At 70.2% G+C, this 22,687-nt stretch carries 21 protein-coding genes; 12 read left to right on the plus strand and 9 right to left on the minus strand.

Annotated features, from left to right (window positions below):
* Positions 1 to 9: 9 nt before the first annotated feature.
* Positions 10 to 678: a winged helix-turn-helix domain-containing protein gene (locus tag ACIBG8_RS39930; RefSeq protein ID WP_397348416.1), complete on the minus strand. Its 669-nt coding sequence runs from the start codon at positions 676 to 678 to the stop codon at positions 10 to 12.
* Positions 679 to 745: 67 nt separating this feature from the next.
* Here ACIBG8_RS39930 and ACIBG8_RS39935 point away from each other — a divergent pair, with 67 nt between their 5' ends.
* On the plus strand, positions 746 to 1,852 hold the full coding sequence (locus tag ACIBG8_RS39935; RefSeq protein ID WP_397348417.1) for a winged helix DNA-binding domain-containing protein: 1,107 nt from the start codon (positions 746 to 748) through the stop codon (positions 1,850 to 1,852).
* 22 nt (positions 1,853 to 1,874) lie between these two features.
* Positions 1,875 to 2,408 carry a DinB family protein gene (locus ACIBG8_RS39940; protein WP_397348418.1) on the plus strand — a complete coding sequence of 178 codons (534 nt, stop codon included), beginning with the start codon at positions 1,875 to 1,877 and terminating at the stop codon, positions 2,406 to 2,408.
* Here ACIBG8_RS39940 and ACIBG8_RS39945 read toward each other — a convergent pair whose 3' ends face one another.
* Complete coding sequence (locus ACIBG8_RS39945; protein ID WP_397348419.1) at positions 2,409 to 3,083, minus strand: TioE family transcriptional regulator; 675 nt, start codon at positions 3,081 to 3,083, stop codon at positions 2,409 to 2,411.
* Positions 3,084 to 3,132: 49 nt separating this feature from the next.
* On the opposite strand from ACIBG8_RS39945, the gene ACIBG8_RS39950 reads away from it, so the two are divergent.
* From ACIBG8_RS39950 to ACIBG8_RS39960, 3 genes are read left to right on the plus strand one after another with little or no spacing between them, the layout of a single operon-like run.
* Positions 3,133 to 4,287 (plus strand): erythromycin esterase family protein, encoded by a 1,155-nt coding sequence (locus tag ACIBG8_RS39950; RefSeq protein WP_397348420.1) that lies wholly within the window; start codon positions 3,133 to 3,135, stop codon positions 4,285 to 4,287.
* 58 nt (positions 4,288 to 4,345) lie between these two features.
* Entirely contained in the window at positions 4,346 to 5,107 is a 762-nt protein-coding gene (locus tag ACIBG8_RS39955) for an IclR family transcriptional regulator (RefSeq protein WP_397348421.1), read from the plus strand.
* Entirely contained in the window at positions 5,104 to 6,021 is a 918-nt protein-coding gene (locus ACIBG8_RS39960) for a sugar kinase (protein ID WP_397348422.1), read from the plus strand. The genes ACIBG8_RS39955 and ACIBG8_RS39960 overlap by 4 nt, the downstream gene beginning before the upstream one ends.
* Here the strand turns inward: ACIBG8_RS39960 and ACIBG8_RS39965 are convergent, their stop codons facing one another.
* The 3 genes from ACIBG8_RS39965 to ACIBG8_RS39975 are packed head-to-tail and all read right to left on the minus strand — an operon-like array spanning position 6,022 to position 11,590.
* A complete protein-coding gene (locus tag ACIBG8_RS39965) occupies positions 6,022 to 6,495 on the minus strand; it encodes a DUF4232 domain-containing protein (protein WP_397348423.1) in 474 nt (157 codons plus the stop codon). It lies immediately after the preceding gene.
* 7 nt (positions 6,496 to 6,502) lie between these two features.
* A complete protein-coding gene (locus ACIBG8_RS39970) occupies positions 6,503 to 9,445 on the minus strand; it encodes a chondroitinase family polysaccharide lyase (RefSeq protein ID WP_397348424.1) in 2,943 nt (980 codons plus the stop codon).
* A gap of 15 nt (positions 9,446 to 9,460) precedes the next feature.
* Entirely contained in the window at positions 9,461 to 11,590 is a 2,130-nt protein-coding gene (locus tag ACIBG8_RS39975) for a glycogen debranching N-terminal domain-containing protein (protein ID WP_397348425.1), read from the minus strand.
* A gap of 95 nt (positions 11,591 to 11,685) precedes the next feature.
* Here ACIBG8_RS39975 and ACIBG8_RS39980 point away from each other — a divergent pair, with 95 nt between their 5' ends.
* From ACIBG8_RS39980 to ACIBG8_RS39995, 4 genes are read left to right on the plus strand one after another with little or no spacing between them, the layout of a single operon-like run.
* Complete coding sequence (locus tag ACIBG8_RS39980) at positions 11,686 to 12,654, plus strand: LacI family DNA-binding transcriptional regulator (RefSeq protein WP_397348426.1); 969 nt, start codon at positions 11,686 to 11,688, stop codon at positions 12,652 to 12,654.
* A complete protein-coding gene (locus tag ACIBG8_RS39985) occupies positions 12,651 to 13,868 on the plus strand; it encodes an extracellular solute-binding protein (protein WP_397348427.1) in 1,218 nt (405 codons plus the stop codon). The genes ACIBG8_RS39980 and ACIBG8_RS39985 overlap by 4 nt, the downstream gene beginning before the upstream one ends.
* A gap of 4 nt (positions 13,869 to 13,872) precedes the next feature.
* Positions 13,873 to 14,850, plus strand: coding sequence for a carbohydrate ABC transporter permease (locus ACIBG8_RS39990; RefSeq protein WP_397348428.1), 978 nt, complete (start codon positions 13,873 to 13,875; stop codon positions 14,848 to 14,850).
* Positions 14,847 to 15,665 (plus strand): carbohydrate ABC transporter permease, encoded by an 819-nt coding sequence (locus tag ACIBG8_RS39995; RefSeq protein ID WP_397348429.1) that lies wholly within the window; start codon positions 14,847 to 14,849, stop codon positions 15,663 to 15,665. The genes ACIBG8_RS39990 and ACIBG8_RS39995 overlap by 4 nt, the downstream gene beginning before the upstream one ends.
* On the opposite strand, the gene ACIBG8_RS40000 is transcribed toward ACIBG8_RS39995, so the two are convergent.
* Both ACIBG8_RS40000 and ACIBG8_RS40005 read right to left on the minus strand, forming a co-directional pair.
* On the minus strand, positions 15,662 to 16,099 hold the full coding sequence (locus tag ACIBG8_RS40000) for a hypothetical protein (RefSeq protein WP_397348430.1): 438 nt from the start codon (positions 16,097 to 16,099) through the stop codon (positions 15,662 to 15,664). The genes ACIBG8_RS39995 and ACIBG8_RS40000 overlap by 4 nt on opposite strands.
* A gap of 58 nt (positions 16,100 to 16,157) precedes the next feature.
* Positions 16,158 to 16,730: a TetR/AcrR family transcriptional regulator gene (locus ACIBG8_RS40005; protein WP_397348431.1), complete on the minus strand. Its 573-nt coding sequence runs from the start codon at positions 16,728 to 16,730 to the stop codon at positions 16,158 to 16,160.
* A gap of 57 nt (positions 16,731 to 16,787) precedes the next feature.
* Here ACIBG8_RS40005 and ACIBG8_RS40010 point away from each other — a divergent pair, with 57 nt between their 5' ends.
* On the plus strand, positions 16,788 to 17,717 hold the full coding sequence (locus ACIBG8_RS40010) for an ATP-binding cassette domain-containing protein (RefSeq protein WP_397348432.1): 930 nt from the start codon (positions 16,788 to 16,790) through the stop codon (positions 17,715 to 17,717).
* Positions 17,714 to 18,478, plus strand: coding sequence for an ABC transporter permease (locus ACIBG8_RS40015; protein ID WP_397348433.1), 765 nt, complete (start codon positions 17,714 to 17,716; stop codon positions 18,476 to 18,478). Before ACIBG8_RS40010 ends, ACIBG8_RS40015 begins: the two co-directional genes overlap by 4 nt.
* On the opposite strand, the gene zwf is transcribed toward ACIBG8_RS40015, so the two are convergent.
* Positions 18,468 to 19,817, minus strand: coding sequence for a glucose-6-phosphate dehydrogenase (zwf, locus tag ACIBG8_RS40020; protein ID WP_397348434.1), 1,350 nt, complete (start codon positions 19,815 to 19,817; stop codon positions 18,468 to 18,470). The genes ACIBG8_RS40015 and zwf overlap by 11 nt on opposite strands.
* 35 nt (positions 19,818 to 19,852) lie before the next feature.
* Here zwf and ACIBG8_RS40025 point away from each other — a divergent pair, with 35 nt between their 5' ends.
* Positions 19,853 to 21,346, plus strand: coding sequence for an MFS transporter (locus ACIBG8_RS40025; protein ID WP_397348435.1), 1,494 nt, complete (start codon positions 19,853 to 19,855; stop codon positions 21,344 to 21,346).
* A 71-nt stretch (positions 21,347 to 21,417) separates the two neighbouring features.
* Here ACIBG8_RS40025 and ACIBG8_RS40030 read toward each other — a convergent pair whose 3' ends face one another.
* Positions 21,418 to 22,617: an MFS transporter gene (locus ACIBG8_RS40030; protein ID WP_397348436.1), complete on the minus strand. Its 1,200-nt coding sequence runs from the start codon at positions 22,615 to 22,617 to the stop codon at positions 21,418 to 21,420.
* Positions 22,618 to 22,687: the final 70 nt, after the last annotated feature.

Consider the following 22,687-nt stretch of genomic DNA (forward strand, 5'->3'; position numbering starts at 1 on the left):
CGCGGCCGGTTAGCCGCCCGCGCCCCGCAGGTCGGCGAAGAGCTGGCCGTCGGGGAAGGACTGCCTGACCAGGTGGGCCACGTGGACGGCGAGCGCCGTCTTGCCCACGCCGCCGATGCCCGCGACCGCCGAGATCGCCACGGTGGCGCCGGGTTCGAGCGTCTCCGCCAGGTCGGCCACGAGGCGGTCGCGGCCGGTGAAGTCGGCCAGGTCGGCCGGTAGCTGCGCCGGGCGGTTCGGGTCGGCGAGCTGCTCCTCGGCCAGGCGCCTGCGCTCGGCGAGCCTGGTCCGCTGGGTTTCGGCGTACGTGCCGGTCAGGCCGTCCAGCGCGTCGCCCTGCCAGAGGTCGAGCGCCTCCCGCCACTGCTTGGCCGTACAAAGCTCGTCGAACCGGTCGAGGTCGCTGGTTCCGCCGCTGATGGCCCAGCCGTCGCCCAGCGAGGCGATCGTGGCCGCGCCCAGGAGGCCGCGCAGCCGCGAGACGTAGGTCCTGAGCACCTGCGTGGCACTGCGCGGCGGCTCGCCGTCCCAGAGCTGGTCGATCAGCGTGCGCTGGCCGACCACCTGGCCGCGCGCCAGCACCAGCGCGGCGAGGAACAGGCGCTGCTGCGGAGGGCCAAGGGGCACTTCCCGGCCGCCCACCCACGCGCGGACCGGTCCCAGAACGGAGAACATCATGGATGTCACCTTATGGGCGGTTCCATTGCGGCCCGTTCCTGGCCGCGACCGGCTCTAGGGTGTGGCTATGGAAACCCTCCTCAGCCGTCGCGCGCTCAACCGGGCCACGCTCGACCGGCAGCTGCTCCTGCGCAGGTCCACCCGCTCCGCGCTCGAGGTCGTCGACCACCTGGCCGGGCTGCAGGCGCAGACCCCGCACAGCTGGTACACCGGGTTCTGGAACCGGATCGAGGGGTTCAAGGCCGAGGAGGCGTCCGAGCTGCTCGAGTCGCGCCAGGTGGTGCGCATCGCGCTGCACCGCTCGACGATCCACCTGGTCAGCGCGCGCGACTGCCTGGCCATGCGGCCGCTGCTGGACGTGGTGACCGGGCGGATGACGAAGACGACGTTCGGCAAGAAGCTGGACGGCATCGACCTGGACGAATTGGCCGCGCTCGGCAGGCAGCTGGTGGAGGAGCGGCCGATGACCTTCGCCGACCTGGGGCGCGCCCTGGCCGAGCGGTGGCCGTCGCACGACAGGCACGCCATGGGCCAGGGGGTGCGCTGGCGGGTGCCGCTCGTGCAGGTGCCGCCGCGCGGGTTGTGGGGCAGGAGCGGACCGATCGCGCACACGAGCGCGGAGGCGTGGCTGGGGCTCGACGTGCCGCCGATGACGCCTGCCGAGCTGGTGCTGCGTTACCTGGCCGCGTTCGGGCCGGCCACGGTGAAGGACGTGCAGACGTGGTCGGGGCTGACCCGGCTGGCCGAGGCGGTGGACGGGCTCGACCTGGTCCGTTACCGCGACGACGAGGGGCGGATCCTCTACGACCTGCCGTCGGCCGAGCTGCCGGGCGAGGACGTCCCCGCGCCGGTGCGGCTGATGTACGAGTTCGACAACCTCTTCCTGTCGCACGCCGACCGCTCGCGGGTGATCACCCAGAAGGCGCTGGAGGTCTCGCCCGCCTTCGTCAAGACCAACGTCATGTGGAGGTTGATCCTGGTGGACGGCTTCACGGCCGGAGACTGGACCGTCAGCAGGGCCAAGCGCACGACCACGCTGACGATCCACCAGTGGGAGCCGTTCGCGGAAGAGGACCTCGCGGCCGCGACGGCCGAGGCGGCGGCGCTGCTGGAGTTCCTGGCGCCGGGCGACGACCACGTCGTCACGACCTCGCTGGGCCCTTCCCTGAGCTGATCTTCTGGACGACGATGTCGTCATGGAATTAGAGCGCAAGTTCGCATGGTCGGACATGTTCGTCCACCCCGACGACGACCCGCGCGCGGCCGCCGGATACACCACAGAGCGCGACACCCTGGTCGGCTTCCTGCGCGACCAGCGCCTCACCCTCGAACTCAAGTGCGCGGGCCTGGACGCCGAGGCCATGGCGAAGCGGTCGGTGGAACCGTCCGACCTGTCGCTGCTCGGCCTGGTGCGGCACATGGCGCGGGTGGAGCACGCCTGGTTCCGCCGCACCATGGTCGGTGACCCGGCGCCCAGGCTCTTCCCCGACAACTCCGACTTCGAGGGGGCCGTCGCCGACCCCGAGGTGGTCGCGGAGGCGTGGGCGTTGTGGCGGGCCGAGGTGGCCTTCGCCGAGCAGTACGTCGCCGACAACCCCGACATGGGTCACGTGGGCAAGCACGGCTCCGTGCTGCGCGACGTGATGGTGAGCATGATCGAGGAGTACGCCCGGCACAACGGGCACGCCGACTTCCTGCGCGAGCGCATCGACGGCCGCGTGGGCCGGTAGCTAGCCGAGGTAGTCGTCGAGCGCGGAAGCGGCGCGCAGCATCGCCCGGCCGCGCGTGGTGAGCCGCGCGCCCCACTCCTCCAGCGTCGCCTCCAGCGGTTCCACGCCGCCGGCCGAGCGCACCTGGTCGAGCAGCGCGGCGATCTGGTGCAGCAAGTAGCCGCCGCGCCTGAGCTGGTGGGCCAGCCGGGCGTCGCGCACGTCAGCCGCGCTGTAGACGCGGTAGCCCGTCTGCGGGTCGCGGGCCGGGGTGACCAGCCCTGCCCGCTCCCACTTGCGGAGCGTGGCGGGTTTGATGCCGAGCTGCCGGGCGAGCGGGCCGACGAAGGCGGCGCGCTCGCGCTCGTCCTCCAGCGGCGTCAGGTCGCGCAGCGCGCGCTCGACGGCGGCCAGCGTCTGCCGGTCGGCGAGCAGCTGCGCGTGGCTCTCGTCGATCAGTGCGAGCGCCTCGTCGGCCGCGCCGCGACTGGCCGCCTGCATGATCGCGGTGGCCGTCTGGTGGCCGTGCGCGGGGACGAGCGCGATGAAGGCGCGCAGGGCGCGGGCGTGCACCTGGGTGTAAACCCGGTAGCCGTGCGGCGTGCGGTCGGCGGGCGGCAGGATGCCCGCGTCCTCGTAGTTGCGCACTGCCTGAGTGGACAGCCCGTGCTCACGGGCCAGGTCGACCGGTCTCACGATCCTCCTGCAAAAGTTTCAACCGAAGGTTCAACGATACGGTATAAGCATGACTCTCAAGGACGCTGGCAGCCAGCTGAACGAGACCACCTTCTCCGCATTCCTCCACTCCCGTACGGCCAAGCCGTCCCTGCTCGCGCTCGGCGAACCCACCCACGGCGTGGAGGGCTTCCCCCTCCTGCGCAACCGCCTCTTCAAGCACCTGGTCGAGCACGAGGGCCACCGGGGGATCGCGCTCGAGAGCGACTGCATGGCCGGGCTGATCGTGGACGACTACGTGGTCAACGGGGTCGGCGACCTCGACACCGTCATGCGCACCGGCTTCAGCCACGGCTGGGGCGCCTCTCCGGCCAACCGCGAGCTCGTCGTGTGGATGCGGGAGCACAACGAGGGCCGCGCGCCCGCCGACCGCGTGCACTTCTACGGCTTCGACGCGCCCACGGAGACGATGTACGCCCAGAGCCCCAGGCAGCCGCTCACCGCGCTCCTCGCCTACCTGGGCATCGAGGACACCGCCGGCCCCCTGATCGGCGACGACGAGCGCTGGACCAACGAGGCGGCGGCCATGGACCCCTCGCAGTCGGTCGGCAACCTGCCCGAGGTCGCCGAGCTGCGGCTGCTCGCCGACGACCTGGTGAGCAGGCTCTGGTCGCGGGCGCCCGAGCTGATCGCGGCCTCGCCCGAGGCGTTCTGGCTGGCCGAGCTGCACGGCCGTACCGCTCAGGGGTTGTTGCGCTATCACGCGGAGATGGCCGGCACCTCGCCCGAGCGGCTCAACACCCTGTGCGCGCTGCGCGACACGATGATGGCCCACAACCTGCTGGCCATCGCGGAACGCGGCCCGGCGATGGTGTTCGCCCACAACAGCCACCTCCAGCGGGACATGAGCACCATGACCATGGGCGAGTTCAAGCTGGAGTGGTGGAGCGCGGGCGCCATCGCGGCCACCCAGCTCGGCGACCGCTACACCTTCCTGGCCACCACCACGGGCGCCGCGCCCGGCCTCCTCGACCCGGGCCCGGACACGATCGAGGGCGCCCTGTCCGCCCTGCCCGACGACACCTACCTCTTCGACGCCGTACGGCTGGCCGGGGAGCTCGGCACCGGGCTGGCCGTCAGCCCCACCGACTACCGCTACGGGCCCCTGGACCCCGCCAAGCTCGCGGAGGCGGACGGCGTCGTCTTCATCAGCAGTTGTGCATAGCACAATCATGTCCTGCAAAATGTGACATCTGCCGCACCTCTCCCCTACCGTGGCTGACGTGCACGAACGCAACCAGTCGGCCTCGCTGCGGCGCGCGCTGGTCGTGCTCGAACACGTCCGCGACCACGCCGGGCTGACGCTCACCCAGCTCGCCGACGCCGTCGGCCTCACCAAGAGCACGGTGCTCAGGCTGGCCACGCCCCTGATCGAGACCGGCCTGCTGCACCGCGACAGGAAGAGCGGCGCCTACCACCTCGGGCCTGGCGCGCTGCAGCTCGGCCAGGCCTACCTCGCCACCCTCGACCTGCGCACGGTGGCCGCCGAGGAGACGCACCGTCTGGCCGAGGAGGTGGGCGAGACCGTCCACCTGGTCGTCTACGACGCGCCGCACGTCGTCTACATCGACAAGGTGGAGAACCAGACGAACGTCAGGATGGCCTCGCGCATCGGCAGCCGCGGCCCGGCGCACTCCACCGCGGTCGGCAAGGCCATCCTGGCGTGGCAGCCCGAGCAGGCGATCTCGTCGGTCATCGCGCTCGGCCTGCCGCGGCACACGAAGCACACGATCACCGACCCCGCGCTCCTGCTCAAGGAGCTGGCCAGGGTCAGGCAGCGCGGTTACGCGGTCGACGACCGCGAGAACGAGCCCGAGGTCCGCTGCGTGGCCGCCCCGATCTTCAACCACCACGACACCGTCGCCTCGGCGATCTCCGTGTCCGGGCTCAGCTCGCGCATCACCGCGGCCGGGGTCAGGCAGCTGGGGCCGCTGGTGGCGCGGACCGCGACGACGATCTCGAGAAAGCTGGGCTCGACACGATGACCGACTTGGTGACCTTCGGCGAGACGATGGCGCTGTTCTCGGCGCGGCGGACGGGGCCGCTGCGGTATGCCCGCGACTTCGACCTGGGGCTGGGTGGCGCGGAGTCGAACGTGGCGATCGGCGTGGCCAGGCTGGGCGCGGCCGCCACGTGGGTCGGGCGGGTGGGGGCTGACGAGTTCGGTGACCTCATCGAGCAGACGTTGCGCGGCGAGGGTGTGGACGTGCGGGCCATCCGCGACGGGTCGGCGCCGACCGGGTTGATGATCAAGGGGCGGCGGACGGCTGACCTCATCGACGTGCGGTATTACCGGAGGGACAGCGCGGGCTCGCACCTCTGCCCTGAGGACCTCGACCTCTCGCTCGTCCGGGCTTCTCGGGTCCTGCACGTCTCCGCGATCACCCCGGCGCTGTCGGCCTCGGCGCGCTCGGCGGTGGCCGTGGCTCTCGCCGCCGCCCGTGAGGCGGGGGTGTTCGTCTCGCTCGACGTCAACTACCGCAGGGCGCTGTGGTCTCCCGCCGAGGCGGGTGACTGGCTGAGGTCGGTGATCGGCTCGGTCGACGTGTTGTTCGCCACCGAGCACGAGGCCCGGCTGATCACCGATGATCCGGAGAAACTGGACGTCCCGCACGTGGTGCTCAAGTTCGGCGCCCAGGGTGCGATGGAGCTTTCCGGCGGTGTCGTACGGCGCGCCGAGCCGTACCGCGTGACGGAGGTGGATCCGGTGGGCGCCGGGGATGCCTTCGCGGCCGGGTGGCTGGCCGAGTGGCTGGCGGGGGCCTCGCCCGAGGTACGGCTGAGCACGGCGTGCGCGGCTGGGGCGTTCGCGGTCACTTCGCAGGGCGACTGGGAGTCGCTGCCGCGCCGCGCCGACCTGGCCCTGCTGACCGGCGGCGCGGACGGCGTGAGCCGCTGATCACCTACCGAACGGTGTGACGCCGAGCCGCCCCTGGTCGCACACGTGGTCGGCGGGGAAGGCCGTGACCAGGTAGCCGTAGTCGTCCGGCGGGATGACCAGCAGCTTGGCCGCGTCGGGGCAGGTCCGCTCGGAGCCCGTCTCGACCGTCGTCCAGTGCAGCAGCGCCGTGGCGCGTTGCCCCGGCTTGAGCGTGACCCGGTGCGCGGAGCCGCCGTCCCGCCCCACGCGGGTGCGCAGGGCGTCGCCGTGCGAGTCGAGCATGATCAGGCCCGGGTAGCCGCGCAGCGAGCACGTGCGCGAGGAGACGTTCTTGAGCGTCAGCGGCGCGTGCCGCTGCCCCGCACCGGCGTCGATCCGCCCGACGCTCGCCTTCAGCGCAGGCGCGCCACATCGGGTCGCGGCCTCGGCCTGGGCGGGGTGCACGATCGCGAGCAAGGTCACCGATACCGCTATGGCCAGAATTCTCCTCATAGCCGGATTATCCGCGCACCAACCGGACCTGGACAGGGCGGCCGTCCACCGTCGTGAACTCGACCACCGTGACAGGTCCGACCCGCCGTACCCTGCACGGCTGGTCGCCGTCGGCCGCCCAGCGGCCGTCGAGGGTCACCCTGAGCACGTGCGGATGGCTCGGCCCCGCCAGCCACGGCCGCGACCACGGGCTGAAGTGGCCCACGTAACGCCCGCGCTCGTACTGGTCGTGGTCGATGCCCGAGTAGAGCCGCAGGTCGGGGTCGCAGACCGCGAGCACCAGCGCGTCGCCGTCCGTCCTGGTGAGCACCAGGCACGGGGTGTCGACCGCGCGGACCGCGCCGTCGAACGTGGTGCGCTCGAACGCCGCGTATCCGGTGATGCCGGTCGTCTGGTCGCTGACCACGTGCGCCTCGGCGTCCGCCCTGACGATCGTGTACGGCGGGAAGGCGGCCATGCGCTCGGGCGTGGCGTCGATCAGCATGGCGTAGCTGTAGGAGCCGTCCTTGGGGGCCTTGCCGTGACTCAGCCAGGCGGTGGAGAAGTCGCCGCTGGTCGGGGCCTCCGTGGCGTTGTCACGGGAGCTCTGCGTGGACCTCGTCAGGTTGAGCGTCTGCCCGACCGGCAGCTCATAACCGATGTTCTGGTCGTCGATCAGCCATCTCGCACTCAGATCAGCGCCGGTGTACGGAAAAGTCACCTCCTGGCCGTCCATGATGACCTTGCCGGTGCGCTTGACCTGGAAGAGCGTCGTCTCCGTCGGGTTGGCCGCGTCGTCGTTGGAGATGGCGGTGCCGACCGCGATCACCCGGTCGTCGAAGAAGAACGCCGACTTCCTGGCCCGGTGCGAGCCGTCGTACTTGGGGTGCCCGTGCAGGTCCATCGCCCACATGCCATGCCGCCCGTCGATGCTGTGCGCCCCGGCGAACCGCGAGTCGCTGAGCAGCATCTCCTCGATCGCGCCGGTCAGGTCGCCCCTGAGCTGGTCGAGCGGCTTGTGGATGGTCGTCGTGCCCGGCCTGCGGTTCCAGTCGTAGCCCTGCTGCTGGTAGCCGCTCTCCGCGTTGGACCCGCGCAGCACCTGGATCTGCCCGTAGGTGTTGTACCTGCCGTACATGTTGGCGCCGACGTAGATCTCGGTGCTCCACAGGTAGCGGTTGTGGCCGCGCGCGCTGACCTGCCAGTCCCCGCGCCGGTGCACGGCCATCGCGCCGTAGTTGAGCGCCCAGTTACCCGTCGGCGCCTTCTCCGCCGGTACTCGCACCTTGTCCGCCCACATCTTCTGCTCAGCCGTGGGTACGGCGGGCAGCAGGCGCAGGAAGGCCGCGCCGATCTCGTCGTCGCCCGACAGCCACATGTACGGCACGGTCGACAGCGCCGTCGCCCCGCTGGGGTTGCGCCCGCTGACGGAGATCGGCCAGCTCGCCTTGTTGGCGTAGACGCGCATGGTGAGCAGCGCCTTCTTCAGCGACGCGAAGGCCTCGGCCGAGATCCGGTCGCCCAGCAGGTAGATGATCGGGGCCGCGCCGGCGAAGCCGTCCCGCGCGTAGTCGGGGAAGAAGCCGACGTGGTGGAAGGTGGTGCCGTCGGTCTTGATGCCGTCCTGGATGCCGGTGGTCGGCAGCAGCGCGGCGTTCAGCCAGTCGACGAACGCGTTGAGGTAGGCGACCTGCTCGTCCTCGGTGTCGCGCAGCAGCGCGTAGGCGAGCATGCCGCGCACGGTCGTGTTGAGGATGTCCATCGTGCTGCCGTGCGCCCAGCGGTGCTTCCAGCCCCTGAACACCCTGCCGAACCCGGTCAGCCAGCCCAGATCCGCCCTGACCTGCTCGAACAGCCCGGCTTCCCGCAGGACGTCCCGCATGAGGAAGACCGAGTCGTAGTAGCCGCGCACGTCGTAGCCCAGGTGGTGGATGGTGCCCTGGCAGCTGCCCCTGGTCCAGCCCTGCTCCCTGAGCAGCTTGACCAGCCTGACGTAGAGGCCGCCGAGCGCCTGGCGGTCCTGGTCGTAGGCCTGGGCGACGGTCTTCATGAGGTCGGTGACGGACCTCAGCGTGACCGCGTTGACGAACGTGCGCAGCTCGGCGGCGATCTCCTGGGGGTAGATCTCCCGCTGGTAGGCGTGCACGGGGCGGTTCTCCATCGACGCGACCTGCGCGGTCAGTGCGGCGACGTCCACGGTGACCTTGGCGGTGAGGTACTCGTCGGTGTAGGCGGTGCGCAGCCGCCTGAGCGCTGCCTTTTCGTCATCCGTGGCCTTTCCCTCCGGTCTGGCCTCCTGCAGGAGCTGGTCGAACAGGTAGAGCGCCTGCCAGTGCTGGTGGTCGTACTCGTCCTGCTCCCGGCCGATGTCCGGCAGCTGGAAGTCGCGGCACGGGCCGTCCGGCCGGATGGCGGTGTTGAGGATGAGCTGGTCGAGCCAGAGGGCGCCCTTCCTGCGCGGGGCGGTGATCCGTACGGTGTCCATGTCCTTGTGGGGGCGGCCGTGCATGTCGTAGGCGTAACGCACCCACGCGGTCCGCCAGCCGGTGAAGCCGAGCCTGAACTCGAACCACAGGTCGGTACGGTCACCCCGGCCGAACTCGAACCGCACCACGTCGTCGACCGGGGTCTCGTTGTGGATCCACACCGAGAACGCGTCGACGAGCCCCTGCCACGCCTGGTCGTCACCGGGGCGGTAGGCGTCGGGCGACCAGTTCAGCGGGGTTCTGATGGTGACGGTGGCGCGCTCGTCGTGGTCCCAGCGCAGGGACCTGGTCCCGCAGACGGCCCGCTGGTCGGTGATCGCCAGCCCGGCGCCTTGGAGCTGAGGGGGGACGGCCGTCTCCAGCAGGAAGACGGGCGGCTTCATCGCGAGCGCCCGTTCTTCCAGCGTTTCGGCGCTCGCTTTACCGGTCGGGAGCAGCGCGACGCCCGCGGTCGCCATCAGCAGGGTCCTGCGAGAGACATCCACGCCATGACCGTAGATTCAGGAAGATCTACCTTCAAGAGGCCTCCCATGATTGGCGATAATCTCCATGGGCAATCCTTCGACGCGCGCCTCGCCTGATCGGTCCACCGACACCGACACCTCCACGCCTGCCGCCCGCATCCCCCGCACCACCACAGCCCCCAACGCGGCTCCTCCCGAGGACGCCCCTCCCTGGAAGGTTCCGCGCGTCATGGGTCGTAGGTCGACGCGGTTGTTGGGGACGTCGGGATACAGGCCCGTGGCGGCATGCAGGATCGTGATCGCCGCTGCCGCCGACCACGCCTGGGGGCGGCAGGCGGCCGGATAGGCCACGGGACGGCCGACCGTGTGCCGGTCGTCGCCCGCGTGCAGTTCGGGGAGCCGGTAGCCGAAGGCCTCGCCCGCCTCCAGGAGCCCGTCGGCGAGGAGCGCGGCGGCCTCGCCGTACCCTGCCCTGGCCAGGCCTGCCATGACGATCGCGGTGTCGTGCGCCCAGATCGAGCCGCAGTGGTAGGACAGCGGGCTGAACCCAGCGTCGTTCGACGACATCGTGCGCAGCCCAAAGCCACCGGACATTTCCGGATTTATCAGTTTCTGGGCGATCAGGGTCTCCTCGCCGGAGGTGAGCAGGCCGGTACCGAGGAGGTGGCCGATGTTGCTGGTCAGCGCGTCCACCGGGCGTTTGTCCCGGTCGAGGGCCAGCGCCGGGTAACCGCCGTCCACCCAGAACCGGGCGCGGAACCGGTCGGCCATCCGTCCCGCGTAGTCGCGCCACCGCTCGCCCCCTGGCCTTCCGAACGCCTCCAGCAACGCGGCCCCCTTCACCGCCGCCTCGTGCGCGTACCCCTGCACCTCCGCCAGCGCGATCGGCGGCCTCGCCAGGGTCCCGTCGCGGAAGCGGACGGCGTCGCCCGAGTCCTTCCACCCCTGGTTGGCCAGGCCGCGCCCGCTGGTGTCTATGTACTCGATGAACCCGTCGCCGTCGGCGTCCGCGTGGTCGCCGAGCCAGGTCAGGGCGGACTCCATGGCCGGGAGCAACGCCTCGACCCTCTCCTGCGGCAGGCCCCAGCGCCAGGCGTCGTGCAGGAGGTTGATCCAGAGTGGGGTGGCGTCGATCGTGCCGTAGTAGGCGGCGGGCAGACGCATCCCGCCGGTGGCGAACTCGTGCCTGCGCAGCTCATGCATGATCTTGCCTGGCGCTTCGCCGGAGTCGGGGTCGTGCTTGGTTCCCTGGCGATGGGCGAGCACTCTCAGCGTGCTCGCGGCCAGGTCGGTGCCGAGGGGGAGGAGCATCCGAGCGGCCCACAAGCTGTCGCGGCCGAAAAGCGTGAGGAACCACGGCACTCCGGCGCCCAGGAACGTGTCACCGCCCTCGGCGAGCCTGAGGGATTGCAGGTCGTCGAGGGACTGGCTGGCGAGCCGTACGAGCCTGGCGTCGTCGGCCGTGACGTGCGGACGGCTCCACTCGACGGCCGTGACGGGCGCGCTCACCACCGCGCCAGGGTCGTCGACGTCGGCCCACCACCGCAGGACGACCCGCCCCCGAGGCGCCAGGTCAACCTCCCAGAGCAACACCACCTCACCACCCCCGGGGGAACCCGCACCGGGGGAGCCCCCGCCCCCGCCTTCGCGGGCCCCGCCCCCGACGGCCGCGCCCTCACCGCTCACGGTGAGCCGGGTCGTCCCAGAGCGCCACTCGACCGTGTCACCCCGAACCACCGCCTCCAAGGCGACCGTCCCTCCCCCGCCCTTCACCGTCTCTATCCGGGCGAGGTCGCAGCTCAGCGTCATCGTCACCACGGCGCTCACCGCCACAGAGGCCGTCGAGACGATCTCCAGTTCCTCCTCCACCCGCCCAGGCGTCACCCGTCGTGTCCGGTCGACGCGCACCGTCGGGTCCGCGCCCGGATCCCCCAGCCACCGCACCAGCGACACGAACCGCGTCACCCCAGGCCCCCGCTCGGCGTACCCGACCGCCACAGGTTCCCGCCCGTCGATCTCCAGCCTGGCCTGCGCGAGCACCCGCGCGTCCGCGTGGAACACCCCCTGGACGCCCGACGCCCTGATCTGCCCGTCGGCCCCGCTCAGCGCGGACGTCGGGGCGAGGACGGTGCTCACCAGGTCATGAAGGAGCGGCTGCTGCGACATCGGCACTGTGAGGACCCCTTGACACTCCGTTTACTTGAACGATCTAATCCTGTCATAAGGCTTTTGGATCGATCAAACCCCAATAAAGGTGACTTATGGCGGAAAAGGTGACGATCGCCGATGTGGCGCGGGACGCCGGAGTCTCCCGGCAGACCGTGTCGAACGTGCTGAACTCCCCCGAGATCGTCAAGGAGGAGACCAGGCAGCGCGTGCTCGCCTCCGTCGAGGCGCTCGGCTACCGGGTCAGCGCCGCCGCCAGGCAGATGCGCACAGGCAGGTCGCGCCTGCTCGCCGTACGCATAGAACCCACCCAGGACGGCGTGAACGTCTTCGACCGGTTCCTGCACGGCCTCACCGAGTCCGCCGCCCGCGCCGGATACCGCGTGCTGCTCTACACCGCGACCGACGACCGCTCCGAGATCGCCACCTACGACGAGCTGCTCGGCGAGTTCGAGCCGGACGGTTTCGTGCTCACCAGCACCCACCACGGCGACGTCCGCACGTCGTGGCTGGCCGAACGCGGCCTGCCGTTCGTCACCTTCGGCCGCCCCTGGGGCGCGCCGGACGGCGGCCACCCCTGGGTGGACGTGGACGGAGCGGCCGGTACGGCTGCCGCCACCCGCCACCTGCTCGACGCCGGTCACCGGCGCATCGGCTTCATCGGCTGGCAGCCGGGCTCTGGCGTCGGCGACGACCGCCGCGACGGCTGGTCCAGGACGCTGGCCGCGAGCGGCCTGCCCGCCGACGGGGCCGACACGGAGAACGGCACAGCGGCAGAGGGAGAATCCGCCGCACACGAGCTGGTCAGCGCGGGCGCCACTGCCCTGGTGTGTGTGAGCGACTCCGTGGCCCTCGGGGCGATGCAGGCGACAGCCGTACCCGTCATCGGCTTCGACGACACCCCGGTGGCGGCCGCCGTCGGCCTCACCAGCCTCAGCCAGCCGCTCGCCGAAGCCGCCGCGAGCTGCGTCGACCTCCTCGCCGCCGCGCTGTCCGGGCGGGAAGCGCCGAAACACGTGCTGCTCCAGCCCTCCCTCACCGTCAGAAAGGACCCCCGACCATGAAACGCCTGGCCATCCCCCTCGTGCTGATCCTGCCCCTGGCCGCGTGCGGCAAGGGGTTCGACAGCCCGCAGGCCTCGCAACCGCAGCAGTCGGCCGGACCGGTGTCGCTGCAGATCCTCATGGCCTCCTCCGGCGACGCCGAGACCGCCGCGGTGAAGGAGGCGGCGGCCGCCTGGGCGAAGTCGAGCGGCAACGCGGCCACGGTCACCCCGGCGCAGGACATCCACCAGCAGCTCGGCCAGGCGTTCGCCGGGAGCAGCCCGCCCGACGTCTTCTACGTGGACGCCTCCCGCTTCGCCGACTACGCCAGCGTCGGCGCGCTCGAACCCTACGCGGACAAGATCTCCAACCCGGACGACTTCTACCCGAGCCTGCGCACCACGTTCACCTACAACGGCACGTTCTACTGCGCGCCCAAGGACTTCTCCACCCTCGCCCTGATCGTCAACGACGACCTGTGGAAGAAGGCCGGACTGACCGACGCGGACGTGCCCACCACCTGGGAGCAGCTGACCGCGGTCGCCAAGCGGATCAAGGGCGTCACCCCGCTGGCCATCGGTGACACCCGCGACCGGCTCGGCGCCTTCATGGTGCAGGCCGGAGGCTGGATCACCAGCCAGGACGGCAAGCAGGCGACCGGCGACACCCCGGAGAACCTCAAGGCGCTCGAGTACGTCCAGACCCTGCTCAAGGACAAGCTCATGCAGTACCCGAAGCAGCTCGACGCCGGGTGGGGCGGCGAGGCGTTCGGCAAGGGCAAGGCCGCGATGACCATCGAGGGCAACTGGATCAAGGGCGCGATGAAGGCCGACTACCCGAACGTGAAGTTCACCGCGCACGAGCTGCCGGCGGGTCCGAAGGGCAAGGGCACGCTGTCGTTCACCAACTGCTGGGGCATCGCGGCCAAGTCGAAGAACAAGGCGGCGGCGATCGGCTTCGTCGAGGCGATGACCAAGGCGGACCAGCAGATGACGTTCGCCAGGGCGTTCGGCGTGATGCCCTCGCGCCAGTCGGCCAAGGACGCCTACGTCAAGGAGTTCCCCGCGGACACCGCGTTCGTCAACGGCGCAGACTACGCCCAGGGCCCGGTGAACGCCCCGAAGATGGACAGCGTCCTGTCCGACTTCGACACCGGCCTGCAGCAGCTGACCTCGCAGGACCCGAAGGCGATCCTGGCCAGGCTGCAGAAGAACACCCAGTCGGCGCTCGGCTGACGTCATGCGCAGCCGTACCAGGGAGAACCTGGCCGGGTGGCTGTTCGTGGCGCCCGTGGTGCTGATCCTGGGCCTGTTCCTGCTGCTGCCGATCCTCATGGCGCTGTGGGTGAGCCTGACGGACTGGAACGGGCAGGGCAGCCCGTTCCAGGGCGGCGTGCCGTTCGCCGGGGTGGACAACTACGCCAAGCTGTTCACCGAGGACGGCCTGGCCAGGCAGAACTTCATGACCAGCCTGCGTAACAACGGCTACTACGTGGCGTTCGTCGTGCCGATGCAGACGGTGCTCGCGCTGGGGCTGGCGCTGGTGGTTAACCGGCGCAGGACGTTCTTCCGCACCGCGTTCTACTTCCCCTCCGTCACCAGCTCGGTGGCGATCAGCGTGGTGTTCCTGTTCATCTTCAGCAACTCGGGGGCGGTCAACCAGCTGCTGGCCTTCTTCGGGGTGAAGGGGCCGCAGTGGTTCTCCGACCCGCGCGGCATCTTCCACCTGCTGTTCGGGGACTTCCTCCCCAAGGACAGCGGGCCGCTGGGGCTGAGCTGGTACGAGTGGCTGTCCGGGCCGAGCGTGGCGATGTGCGCGATCATCCTGCTGGTGGTGTGGACGACGTCGGGGACGTTCATGCTGATGTTCCTGGCCGCGCTGCAGAACATCCCGCCCGCGCTGGACGAGGCGGCGGCGCTGGACGGGGCAGGGCGGTGGCAGATCTTCCGCTACGTGACGCTGCCGCAGCTCAAGCCGACGATGTTCCTCGTGCTGACGCTCGGGCTGATCGGCACGTGGCAGGTCTTCGACCAGATCTACGTGATGAGCCAGGGCAATCCCGCCAAGACGACGCTGACTCCGGCGTTCCTGTCGTATCGCACGGCGTTCCGCGACTTCGACTACGGGGCGGGGACGGCGATCTCGTTCGTGCTGTTCCTGATCATCGTGCTGCTGACGTTGTTCCAGCGGTGGGTCATGCGGGAGAGGAAGGCATGAGGAAGCTGCTGCGTGGGATGGTCCTCACGTTCTTCTCGCTCGTCTTCATCTACCCGTTCGTCATCCAGATCGCCAACTCCGTCAAGACCGACGCGGACGCCGCGGCCAACCCGCTGTCGCCGGTGCCGCATCCGCTGTCGACGGCCGGGTTCGAGAAGGTCTTCCTCGGCACCGACCTGCCGGTCTGGCTGGGGAACTCGCTGGTGGTGACGGTGATCGTCACGCTGGGGCGGGTGCTCCTGGACTCGATGGCCGGGTACGCGCTGGCCAGGCTGCGGTTCAGCGGGCGGGGCGCGTTGTTCGGCGCGATCATCGCGGTGATGGCCGTGCCGGGCGTCGTGCTCTTCATCCCGAAATTTCTGGTCCTGAACACTCTCGGGATGTACGACTCGTATCTCGCGCTGATCCTGCCCCTCATCGCGGACGCCGCGGGCGTGTTCATCATGAAGCAGTTCTTCGAGTCGATCCCGGTGAGCGTGGAGGAGGCCGCGCGGATCGACGGCGCGGGGACGTTCCGGATCTTCTGGTCGGTGGTGCTGCCCATGGCCAGGCCGGCGCTGATCACGCTGACGATCCTGTCGTTCCAGAACTCCTGGAACGAGTTCCCGCACACGCTGGTCGCGGTGCAGGACCCGGCGCTGTTCACCCTGCCGCGCGGCCTGGCCGACCTGGTCAGCGGGTCCCTCGGCGGCGGCACCCAGTTCCCGCTGAAGCTCGGCGCCGCCCTGCTGGCCACCCTTCCGGTGGCGCTCATCTTCGTGATCTTCCAGCGTTACTTCATCCGCGGGGCGAACGAGGGGAGCGAGAAGGGTTAGCCGACCGTGAGCGAGTAGTCCACGGCCACCCAGAACCCGCCCGGCTCGAACTCGCCGCGGATCTCCAGGAAGTACGACCCGGGCTCCAGCCCGTCGATCGTCGTCCAGAGCCCCCAGGCGCGCGCCCTGCGGAAGACCCCGATGGACATCGGCGAGCCCTTGACCGGCTTCAGCCGGAAGGGCCGCTGGTTGTGCACCTCGACGGCCGGGAGCGGCACGCCGTTCAGATCGGCCCCGCCGACGGCCGAGGGCACCACGAGCTTGCGCCCGCCGGACAGCAGCGCCGGGCCGCAGATGTTGACCAGCGGGAAGAACAGCGGGCGTCCTGCGGGGACGTGACAGCTGCGCTTGGCCTTGCCGCCGAACGTTCCGGCCAGGAACCACACGTCGTCCGGCTGCCCCTCGGCGGCGAACGCGCCGGTGGGATCTGCCACCGGATTACGCTCCGCGGGTGTGGACGCCGCCCACATCCACCACCTTTGTGCCAATAAATCAGGATTCATGACGAGCTAGTATGCCGCTCTCCAGCGTACGGATCACGACAGCGGTCACGCCGTGCTTGGGCAGCTTCCCCTTCTCCGCCGCCTCCCACCCGGTGTAGACGAGCGCCCACAACACCTGCTCGACCCACTCGGCGCCGACCTCCGGATCGAAGACGCCCTCCGCCTGCCCGCGCTCGATGAGGCTGACCGTCGTCGGCACCGACATGTCCGGCGCCCACCCGGCGGCCTCGAGCTGCTCGAGCATGCGCGGGTCGCCGAACATGAACGCCAGCCGGTCCGCCACGTCCACCAGCGCCGCAACGAGCCGCCGCATCGCCTCCGGCACCGGCCCCTGGTCGATCGCCGCCGCCTTGACCGACTCCTCGACGGCTGCGAACGAGTCGACGATCGCCGCCCTGACCAGCTCGTCGCGGTCGGGAAAGTACCGGTGCAGGGTGGTGCGCCCGACGTCGGCCGCCCGCGCGATGTCGGCGAGCGTCGCCGACCGGTCGCGGGCCAGCACGGAGGCGGTGGCGCTCAGGATCGCGCGCCGCGTGCGCCCCCGGGAACCCGACTCGATCATGCGAGAAAGCCTACCAAGCCCTATTGTGGAACATTGATGTTCCATTATGGTGTTCTCATGATTCAAACGGAAGGACTGACGAAGCACTACGGGACGACCAGGGCGCTCGACGGCCTCGACCTGACCGTCGCGGAAGGCGCGGTCTGCGGCCTGCTCGGCCCCAACGGCGCAGGCAAAACCACCGCCGTCCGCATCCTCGCCACCCTCCTGCTCCCCTCGTCCGGCCGCGCCACCGTGGCCGGTCTCGACGTCGTACGGCAGGCCGCCCAGGTACGCCGCCGGATCGGCCTGGCCGGGCAGGAACCGACGGTCGACGAGATCCTCACCGGCAGGGAGAACCTGGAGATGTGGGCGCGCCTCTACTCCCTGCCCGCGCCCCGGGCTCGCGCCAGGGCGGGCGAGCTGCTCGACCGGTTCGGCCTGGGCGAGGCGGCCGACCGCCGGGTCAAGCACTACTCCGGTGGCATGCGGCGCAGGCTCGACGTGGCCATCGGCCTGATCCTGGCCCCGGGAGTCCTCTTCCTGGACGAACCCACCACCGGGCTCGACCCGCGCAACCGCGCCGAGGTGTGGCGGTCGATCAGGGAGCTGGCGCGCGGCGGGACGACGGTGCTGCTCACCACGCAATATCTGGAGGAGGCCGACCAGCTCGCCCACCAGATCGTGGTGCTCGACCGGGGACGGGCGATAGCGGACGGGCCGCCGGACGAGCTCAAGGCGATGATCGGCGGCGACCAGATCGACCTGGTGGTCCACGACCGGGTCGCCGAGGCTGCGGCGATCGTGGGCCGTGTCACGGGCTCCTCGCCGGAGGTCGACGCGGACCTGCGCAGGATCGTGGCGCCCGTCCGTGACCGGGTGGTGGCGCTGGTCGAGGTCATGCGTGCCGTACAGGACGCCGGAGTGACCGTGGAGGACGTCTCCTTGCGTCGGCCCACGCTGGACGAGGTGTTCCTGCGGCTGACCGAGAGGGAGGTGGCGGCGTGACGGCCTGGATCGTGGCGCGGAAGGGGTTGATCCACTGGCGGCGCAACCCCGCGCTCGTCCTGGGCAGCCTGCTCTATCCGATGGTGATGGTGCTGCTGTTCGGGTTCGTGTTCGGCAGCGCGATGAACGTGGCGGGGGGTGGTGACTACCGCGAGTTCCTCATGCCGGGCATGTACGGCCAGGCCATGATGCTGGGCGTCATGTCGACGATGGCCATCGTGACGGCCGAGGCGTCGAGCGGGGTCACCGACCGGTACCGGTCGATGCCGGTGTCGATGGCCGGGGTCGTGCTCGGGCGGAGCGCGACGGAGATGGTCAACACCGTGCTGGAGCTGGCGATCCTCATCGGGTGCGGGCTGGCGGTGGGGTGGCGGTTCCACCTCGGGGTGGGGAACGCGCTGGTCGCGGTCGGGCTGCTGCTCCTCGTGCGGTTCGCGCTGATCTGGGTGGGCATCTTCCTGGGCCTGAAGATCACCCCGGCGGCGGCTGGGGCGGCGTGGATGCCGTTGATGCCGCTCACGATGCTGGCCAACACGTTCGTCTCGCCGTCCCAGATGCCCGGGTGGCTGGGCACGATCTCGGAGTGGAACCCCCTCTCCGCCACGGTCGCCGCCTGCCGCACCCTGTTCGGCAACCCGGGCTTCTCCGGCGACTCCTGGGCCTCCCAGCACGCCTTGCTGCTGGCGGTCGCCTGGCCGCTGCTGATCATCGCGATCTTCCTGCCGCTCTCCGTCCGCGCCTACCGGAGGCTCAGCAGGTAGACGGCGGGTGCCAGCGGGTGAGGGTTCTGGTGGGGCCGAAGGAGCCCTTCTCGTAGGGTTCCGGCTGGTCGGCGAGGTCGAGGACGGGGGCGACGATGCGCCACGACTCCTCGACCAGGTCGAAGCGGGCGAAATGCCGTGGATCCCCTTCGACGGCGTCGCCGAGCACCCGCACATAGGCGGCCTCGTTGGCCCCGAGCACCTGGGTGAAGTCCACGTTCACCGGCACCTCCCTGGTGCGCTCCGTGCCCTCGGGGTCCATCGCCAGCAACGTGAACCCCACCCCGGCGCGCGGCTCCAGCCGGAACCTGATGAGGTTCGGCGGGCACCCCCGCGACCCCACAGCAGGAAACAGCGCCAGCGGCGGCCGCCGCAGCTCGGCGACCACCTCCAGCGTCTTGACCGCGAGGTTCTTCCCGGTGCGGATGTAGAACGGCACGTCGGCCCAGCGCCAGTTGTCGATCTCGACCCGCAGCTCGACGAACGTCTCGGTCACCGACCCCGGCTTGACTCCCGGCGTGTCCAGGTACCCGGCGTACTGCCCACGCACCCACTTCTCCACCGGCTGTACGGCACGCAGCAACCGAGCCCGCTCGTCCAGCTGCGCACGGGCCTCGGCGGACGGCGGCGGGTCCATCGCCAGATACGCCAGCACCTGCAGGAGATGGTTCTGCACCACGTCCCTGACCGCGCCGACCGGGTCGTAGAACGCGCCCCGGTCGGCGACGTCGAAGTCCTCCGCCATGGTGATCTGCACCTCGCGCACGTAGGTGCGGTTCCAGATCGGCTCCAGCATCGTGTTGGCGAACCTGAACACCATGAGGTCCTCGACCGGCTCCTTGCCCAGGAAGTGGTCGACCCTGAACAGGTGGTCCTCGTCGAAATACTTGAGCAGCTCGGCGTTGAGCGCCCTGGCCGACTCCAGGTCGCGGCCGAACGGCTTCTCCACCACCAGCCGCGCGTTCCGGTTGAGCCCGACCCCGGCCAGCCCTTCGGCCACCACGGCGAAGAGCGAGGGCGGCACGGCCAGGTAGTGGGCGGCGAACCCGCTGACCTCCGCGCGCAGCCGTTCAAAAGTTGATTTATCCCGATAATCACCGGCGACCAGCCGGAGCGAGCTCGACAACCGCTCGAAGGCCGCCTCGTCGATCTCCCCCTTGGCCGCCACGGCCTCGCGCGCGTGGGCTCGCAGGTCGTCCAGCGTCCAGTCGGTCAGCGCCACCCCGACGACCGGCACCCCCAGCTCGCCGAGCACGCAGAGCCGGTAGAGCGCGGGAATGACCAGCTTCTTCGCCAGATCCCCCGTGATGCCGAAAAGGACCAACACGTCCGCCCTCATGCCATCCCCTCACTCTAAGTAGTCATAATGCTACTATGAGCGAGATAGTGCGAAGTCTGGTCCCCGCACGGATGGACCGCCTGCCCTGGGCGCGGTTTCACACCCGGGTGGTGATCGCACTCGGCGCCGCCTGGGTGCTCGACGGCCTCGAGATCACCATCGCCAGCCTGGTCGGCCCGGTGCTCCAGCGCCAGGACACGCTCCACCTGACCTCGGCGGAGGTCGGACTGGCCGCCACGATCTACCTCATCGGCGAGGTCGTCGGCTCGCTGTACTTCGGGTTCCTGTCCGACCGGCTGGGCAGGCGCAAGCTCTTCCTGCTGACGCTCGGCATCTACCTGGCCGCGAGCGCCCTGTCGGCGTTCTCCCCCAACCTGTGGGTCTTCCTCATCCTGCGGTTCGTCGCCGGAACCGGCATCGGCGGCGAGTACGCGGCCGTGAACTCCGCGATCGACGAGCTGATCCCCGCCCGCTACCGCGGCCACACCGACCTGGCCGTCAACGGCACCTACTGGCTGGGCGCGATCATCGGTACGGCGGGCACCTACATCCTGCTCAACCCCGACTTCCTGCCCGCCAACATCGGGTGGCGCATCGGCTTCCTCATCGGCCCCGTGATCGGCCTGGCGCTGTGGCAGCTACGGCGGCACATCCCGGAGAGCCCGCGCTGGCAGCTCACCCACGGGCACGCGGCGGCCGCCGAGGAGACGGTCGCGCAGATCGAGGCGGAGGTGGAGCGGGAGACCGGCAAGCCGCTCCCGCCGGTCGACAAGTCCAAGGCGATCGAGGTCAGGCCCGAGAAGGGGCTGCCGCTGATCGTGGTGGCCAGGACGTTGTTCCGCACCTACCCGACCCGGTCGCTGGTCGCCGTCTCGCTGATGACCACGCAGTCGTTCCTCTACAACGCGATCTTCTTCTCGTCGTCGCTGGTGCTCACCCACTTCTTCGGGGTCAGCGCCAGTACGGCGCCCGCCTATTTCTTCTTCTTCGCCATCGGCAACCTGCTCGGGCCGCTGCTGCTCGGCCGCTTCTTCGACACGGTCGGGCGCAAGAAGATGATCGCCGGGACCTACATCAGCTCGGGGGTGCTGCTGGCCATCTCCGGCATGATGTTCCAGGCCGGGCTGCTCACCGCGCTCACTCAGACGTTGTTGTGGTCGGCGATCTTCTTCATCGCCTCGGCGGCGGCGAGCTCGGCGTATCTCACAGTGTCGGAGATCTTCCCGATCGAGATGCGTGCCCAGGCCATCTCGATCTTCTTCGCCATCGGGCAGCTGGTGGGCGCGATGGGCCCGACCATCTTCGGCTCGCTGATCGGCGACCAGGAGCACCCCGCCACGACGGGCCTGTTCATCGGTTACCTGGTGGGAGCGTGCGCGATGATCGCGGGTGGGCTCATCGAGGCGAAGTTCGGCATCAACGCGGAACGCCAGTCGTTGGAGGACATCGCCGAGCCCCTGACCTCGGTGCGCAAGGCGGCGGGCAAACTCGCCACCCGCATGTCCCCCAAGGACCCGCCCCTCCCGTAACCCGTCACAGCGACCGGCTCCGCCGTACCCCGGGCCGCCGGGACACCGCCGCCGTCACAGGTGCAGCCGCGTCACGCCACCAGCTCCAGCTTGTGGGCGGCAGCCGTACGGCGGGCGATGGCCGGACCCAGCGCCAGCACCGCGAACGCCGCCGCGACCCCGCCCACCAGCGCCGCCCACCACAACACAGCCGAGTCCATCGCGAACACCGCCGCCCCAGCCGTCAGAGCCGTGAACCGCGCCACCCCCCACGTCCACTGGAAAGCACCCTGGTAACGCCCGCGGGCGTGCGCGGGAGCCAGGTTCGCCACGATCGACGCCGCGATCCCTCCAACCGCCGCCTCACCGACCGACCAGAGCACCACGGTCACCGCGTAGACGGCCGGGCCATCGGCCACGCCGGTCAGCGCCACCCCCACCGCGATCAGCACGCTCGCGGCCACGAACACCGGCAACTGCGGCAGCTTCGACAACACCGCCGTGGCGATGGGCTGCAGCACCACGACCACCACCGCGTTGATCACCGCCATCAGCCCGTAGACCGCCGGCGACAACCCGTCCTCCCGTACGGCCAGCGGCAGCGCGACCTCGGTCAGCGAGTACACGACCAGCCCCGCCCAGAACAGCGGCAGCAGCGCCAGCATCAGCTTGTCCCGCAGCACCACGCCGTACCCGACCCCGTCGTCCGCCTTGGCCGACCGGACCGGCCGGTCACGCGGCAGGAAGGCCACCAGCACCACCGCGAACCCCAGCGCGGCCGCGATGTCCACCGTGAACAGCAACCAGAACCCGCGCTCCGCCAGGAATCCGCCCAGCACCCCGGCGATCGCCGCGCCCACGTTGATCGCCCAGCCGAACAGCGCGTAGGCGGCCCTGCGCCGCTCCGGCTGCACCGTGTCGGCCAGCACCGCGTAGATGGCCGGGCTGACACTCGCGCCGGTCGCGCTCAACGCCATGGCGGCCAGCGCCAGCGTGGTCAACCCAGGCGCCAGGAACAGCGCGCCGTTCGCCAGCGCGTTGCCGACCAGCCCGATGAGCATCGTCGACCGCCTGCCCAGCCGGTCGGCCAGCACCCCGCCCACCATGGGGCCGATCAGGTTGCCGGCACCCAGTGCGCCGAGCACCCAGGGTGTCTGCTCGGCCGTGATCCCACGGGAGGCCAGGTAGAAGACAAGAAAGGGGGTGACCACAAAGCCGAGCCGACCCACGATGGTCCCGGTGAACAGGACCCAGATAGCGCGCGGAAACCCGCCGAACTGTGCAGTGAACATGGAGGAGATCCTGCGCGTGTCGGGCATCGGCGGCGAGTCATTAAGCTCGGACCGAATCTCCCGTCTCCCC

It is taken from the genome of Nonomuraea sp. NPDC050556 (assembly GCF_044457355.1).
Lineage (GTDB): Bacteria > Actinomycetota > Actinomycetes > Streptosporangiales > Streptosporangiaceae > Nonomuraea.

Bases quoted from the DNA above. Each gene is read 5' to 3' on its own strand.
- ACIBG8_RS39930 (WP_397348416.1), bottom strand. From the start codon at position 678: ATGATGTTCTCCGTTCTGGGACCGGTCCGCGCGTGGGTGGGCGGCCGG.
- ACIBG8_RS39935 (WP_397348417.1), top strand. From the start codon at position 746: ATGGAAACCCTCCTCAGCCGTCGCGCGCTCAACCGGGCCACGCTCGAC.
- ACIBG8_RS39940 (WP_397348418.1), top strand. From the start codon at position 1,875: ATGGAATTAGAGCGCAAGTTCGCATGGTCGGACATGTTCGTCCACCCC.
- ACIBG8_RS39950 (WP_397348420.1), top strand. From the start codon at position 3,133: ATGACTCTCAAGGACGCTGGCAGCCAGCTGAACGAGACCACCTTCTCC.
- ACIBG8_RS39960 (WP_397348422.1), top strand. From the start codon at position 5,104: ATGACCGACTTGGTGACCTTCGGCGAGACGATGGCGCTGTTCTCGGCG.
- ACIBG8_RS39965 (WP_397348423.1), bottom strand. From the start codon at position 6,495: ATGAGGAGAATTCTGGCCATAGCGGTATCGGTGACCTTGCTCGCGATC.
- ACIBG8_RS39975 (WP_397348425.1), bottom strand. From the start codon at position 11,590: ATGTCGCAGCAGCCGCTCCTTCATGACCTGGTGAGCACCGTCCTCGCC.
- ACIBG8_RS39980 (WP_397348426.1), top strand. From the start codon at position 11,686: ATGGCGGAAAAGGTGACGATCGCCGATGTGGCGCGGGACGCCGGAGTC.
- ACIBG8_RS39985 (WP_397348427.1), top strand. From the start codon at position 12,651: ATGAAACGCCTGGCCATCCCCCTCGTGCTGATCCTGCCCCTGGCCGCG.
- ACIBG8_RS39990 (WP_397348428.1), top strand. From the start codon at position 13,873: ATGCGCAGCCGTACCAGGGAGAACCTGGCCGGGTGGCTGTTCGTGGCG.
- ACIBG8_RS39995 (WP_397348429.1), top strand. From the start codon at position 14,847: ATGAGGAAGCTGCTGCGTGGGATGGTCCTCACGTTCTTCTCGCTCGTC.
- ACIBG8_RS40005 (WP_397348431.1), bottom strand. From the start codon at position 16,730: ATGATCGAGTCGGGTTCCCGGGGGCGCACGCGGCGCGCGATCCTGAGC.
- ACIBG8_RS40010 (WP_397348432.1), top strand. From the start codon at position 16,788: ATGATTCAAACGGAAGGACTGACGAAGCACTACGGGACGACCAGGGCG.
- zwf (WP_397348434.1), bottom strand. From the start codon at position 19,817: ATGAGGGCGGACGTGTTGGTCCTTTTCGGCATCACGGGGGATCTGGCG.
- ACIBG8_RS40025 (WP_397348435.1), top strand. From the start codon at position 19,853: ATGAGCGAGATAGTGCGAAGTCTGGTCCCCGCACGGATGGACCGCCTG.
- ACIBG8_RS40030 (WP_397348436.1), bottom strand. From the start codon at position 22,617: ATGTTCACTGCACAGTTCGGCGGGTTTCCGCGCGCTATCTGGGTCCTG.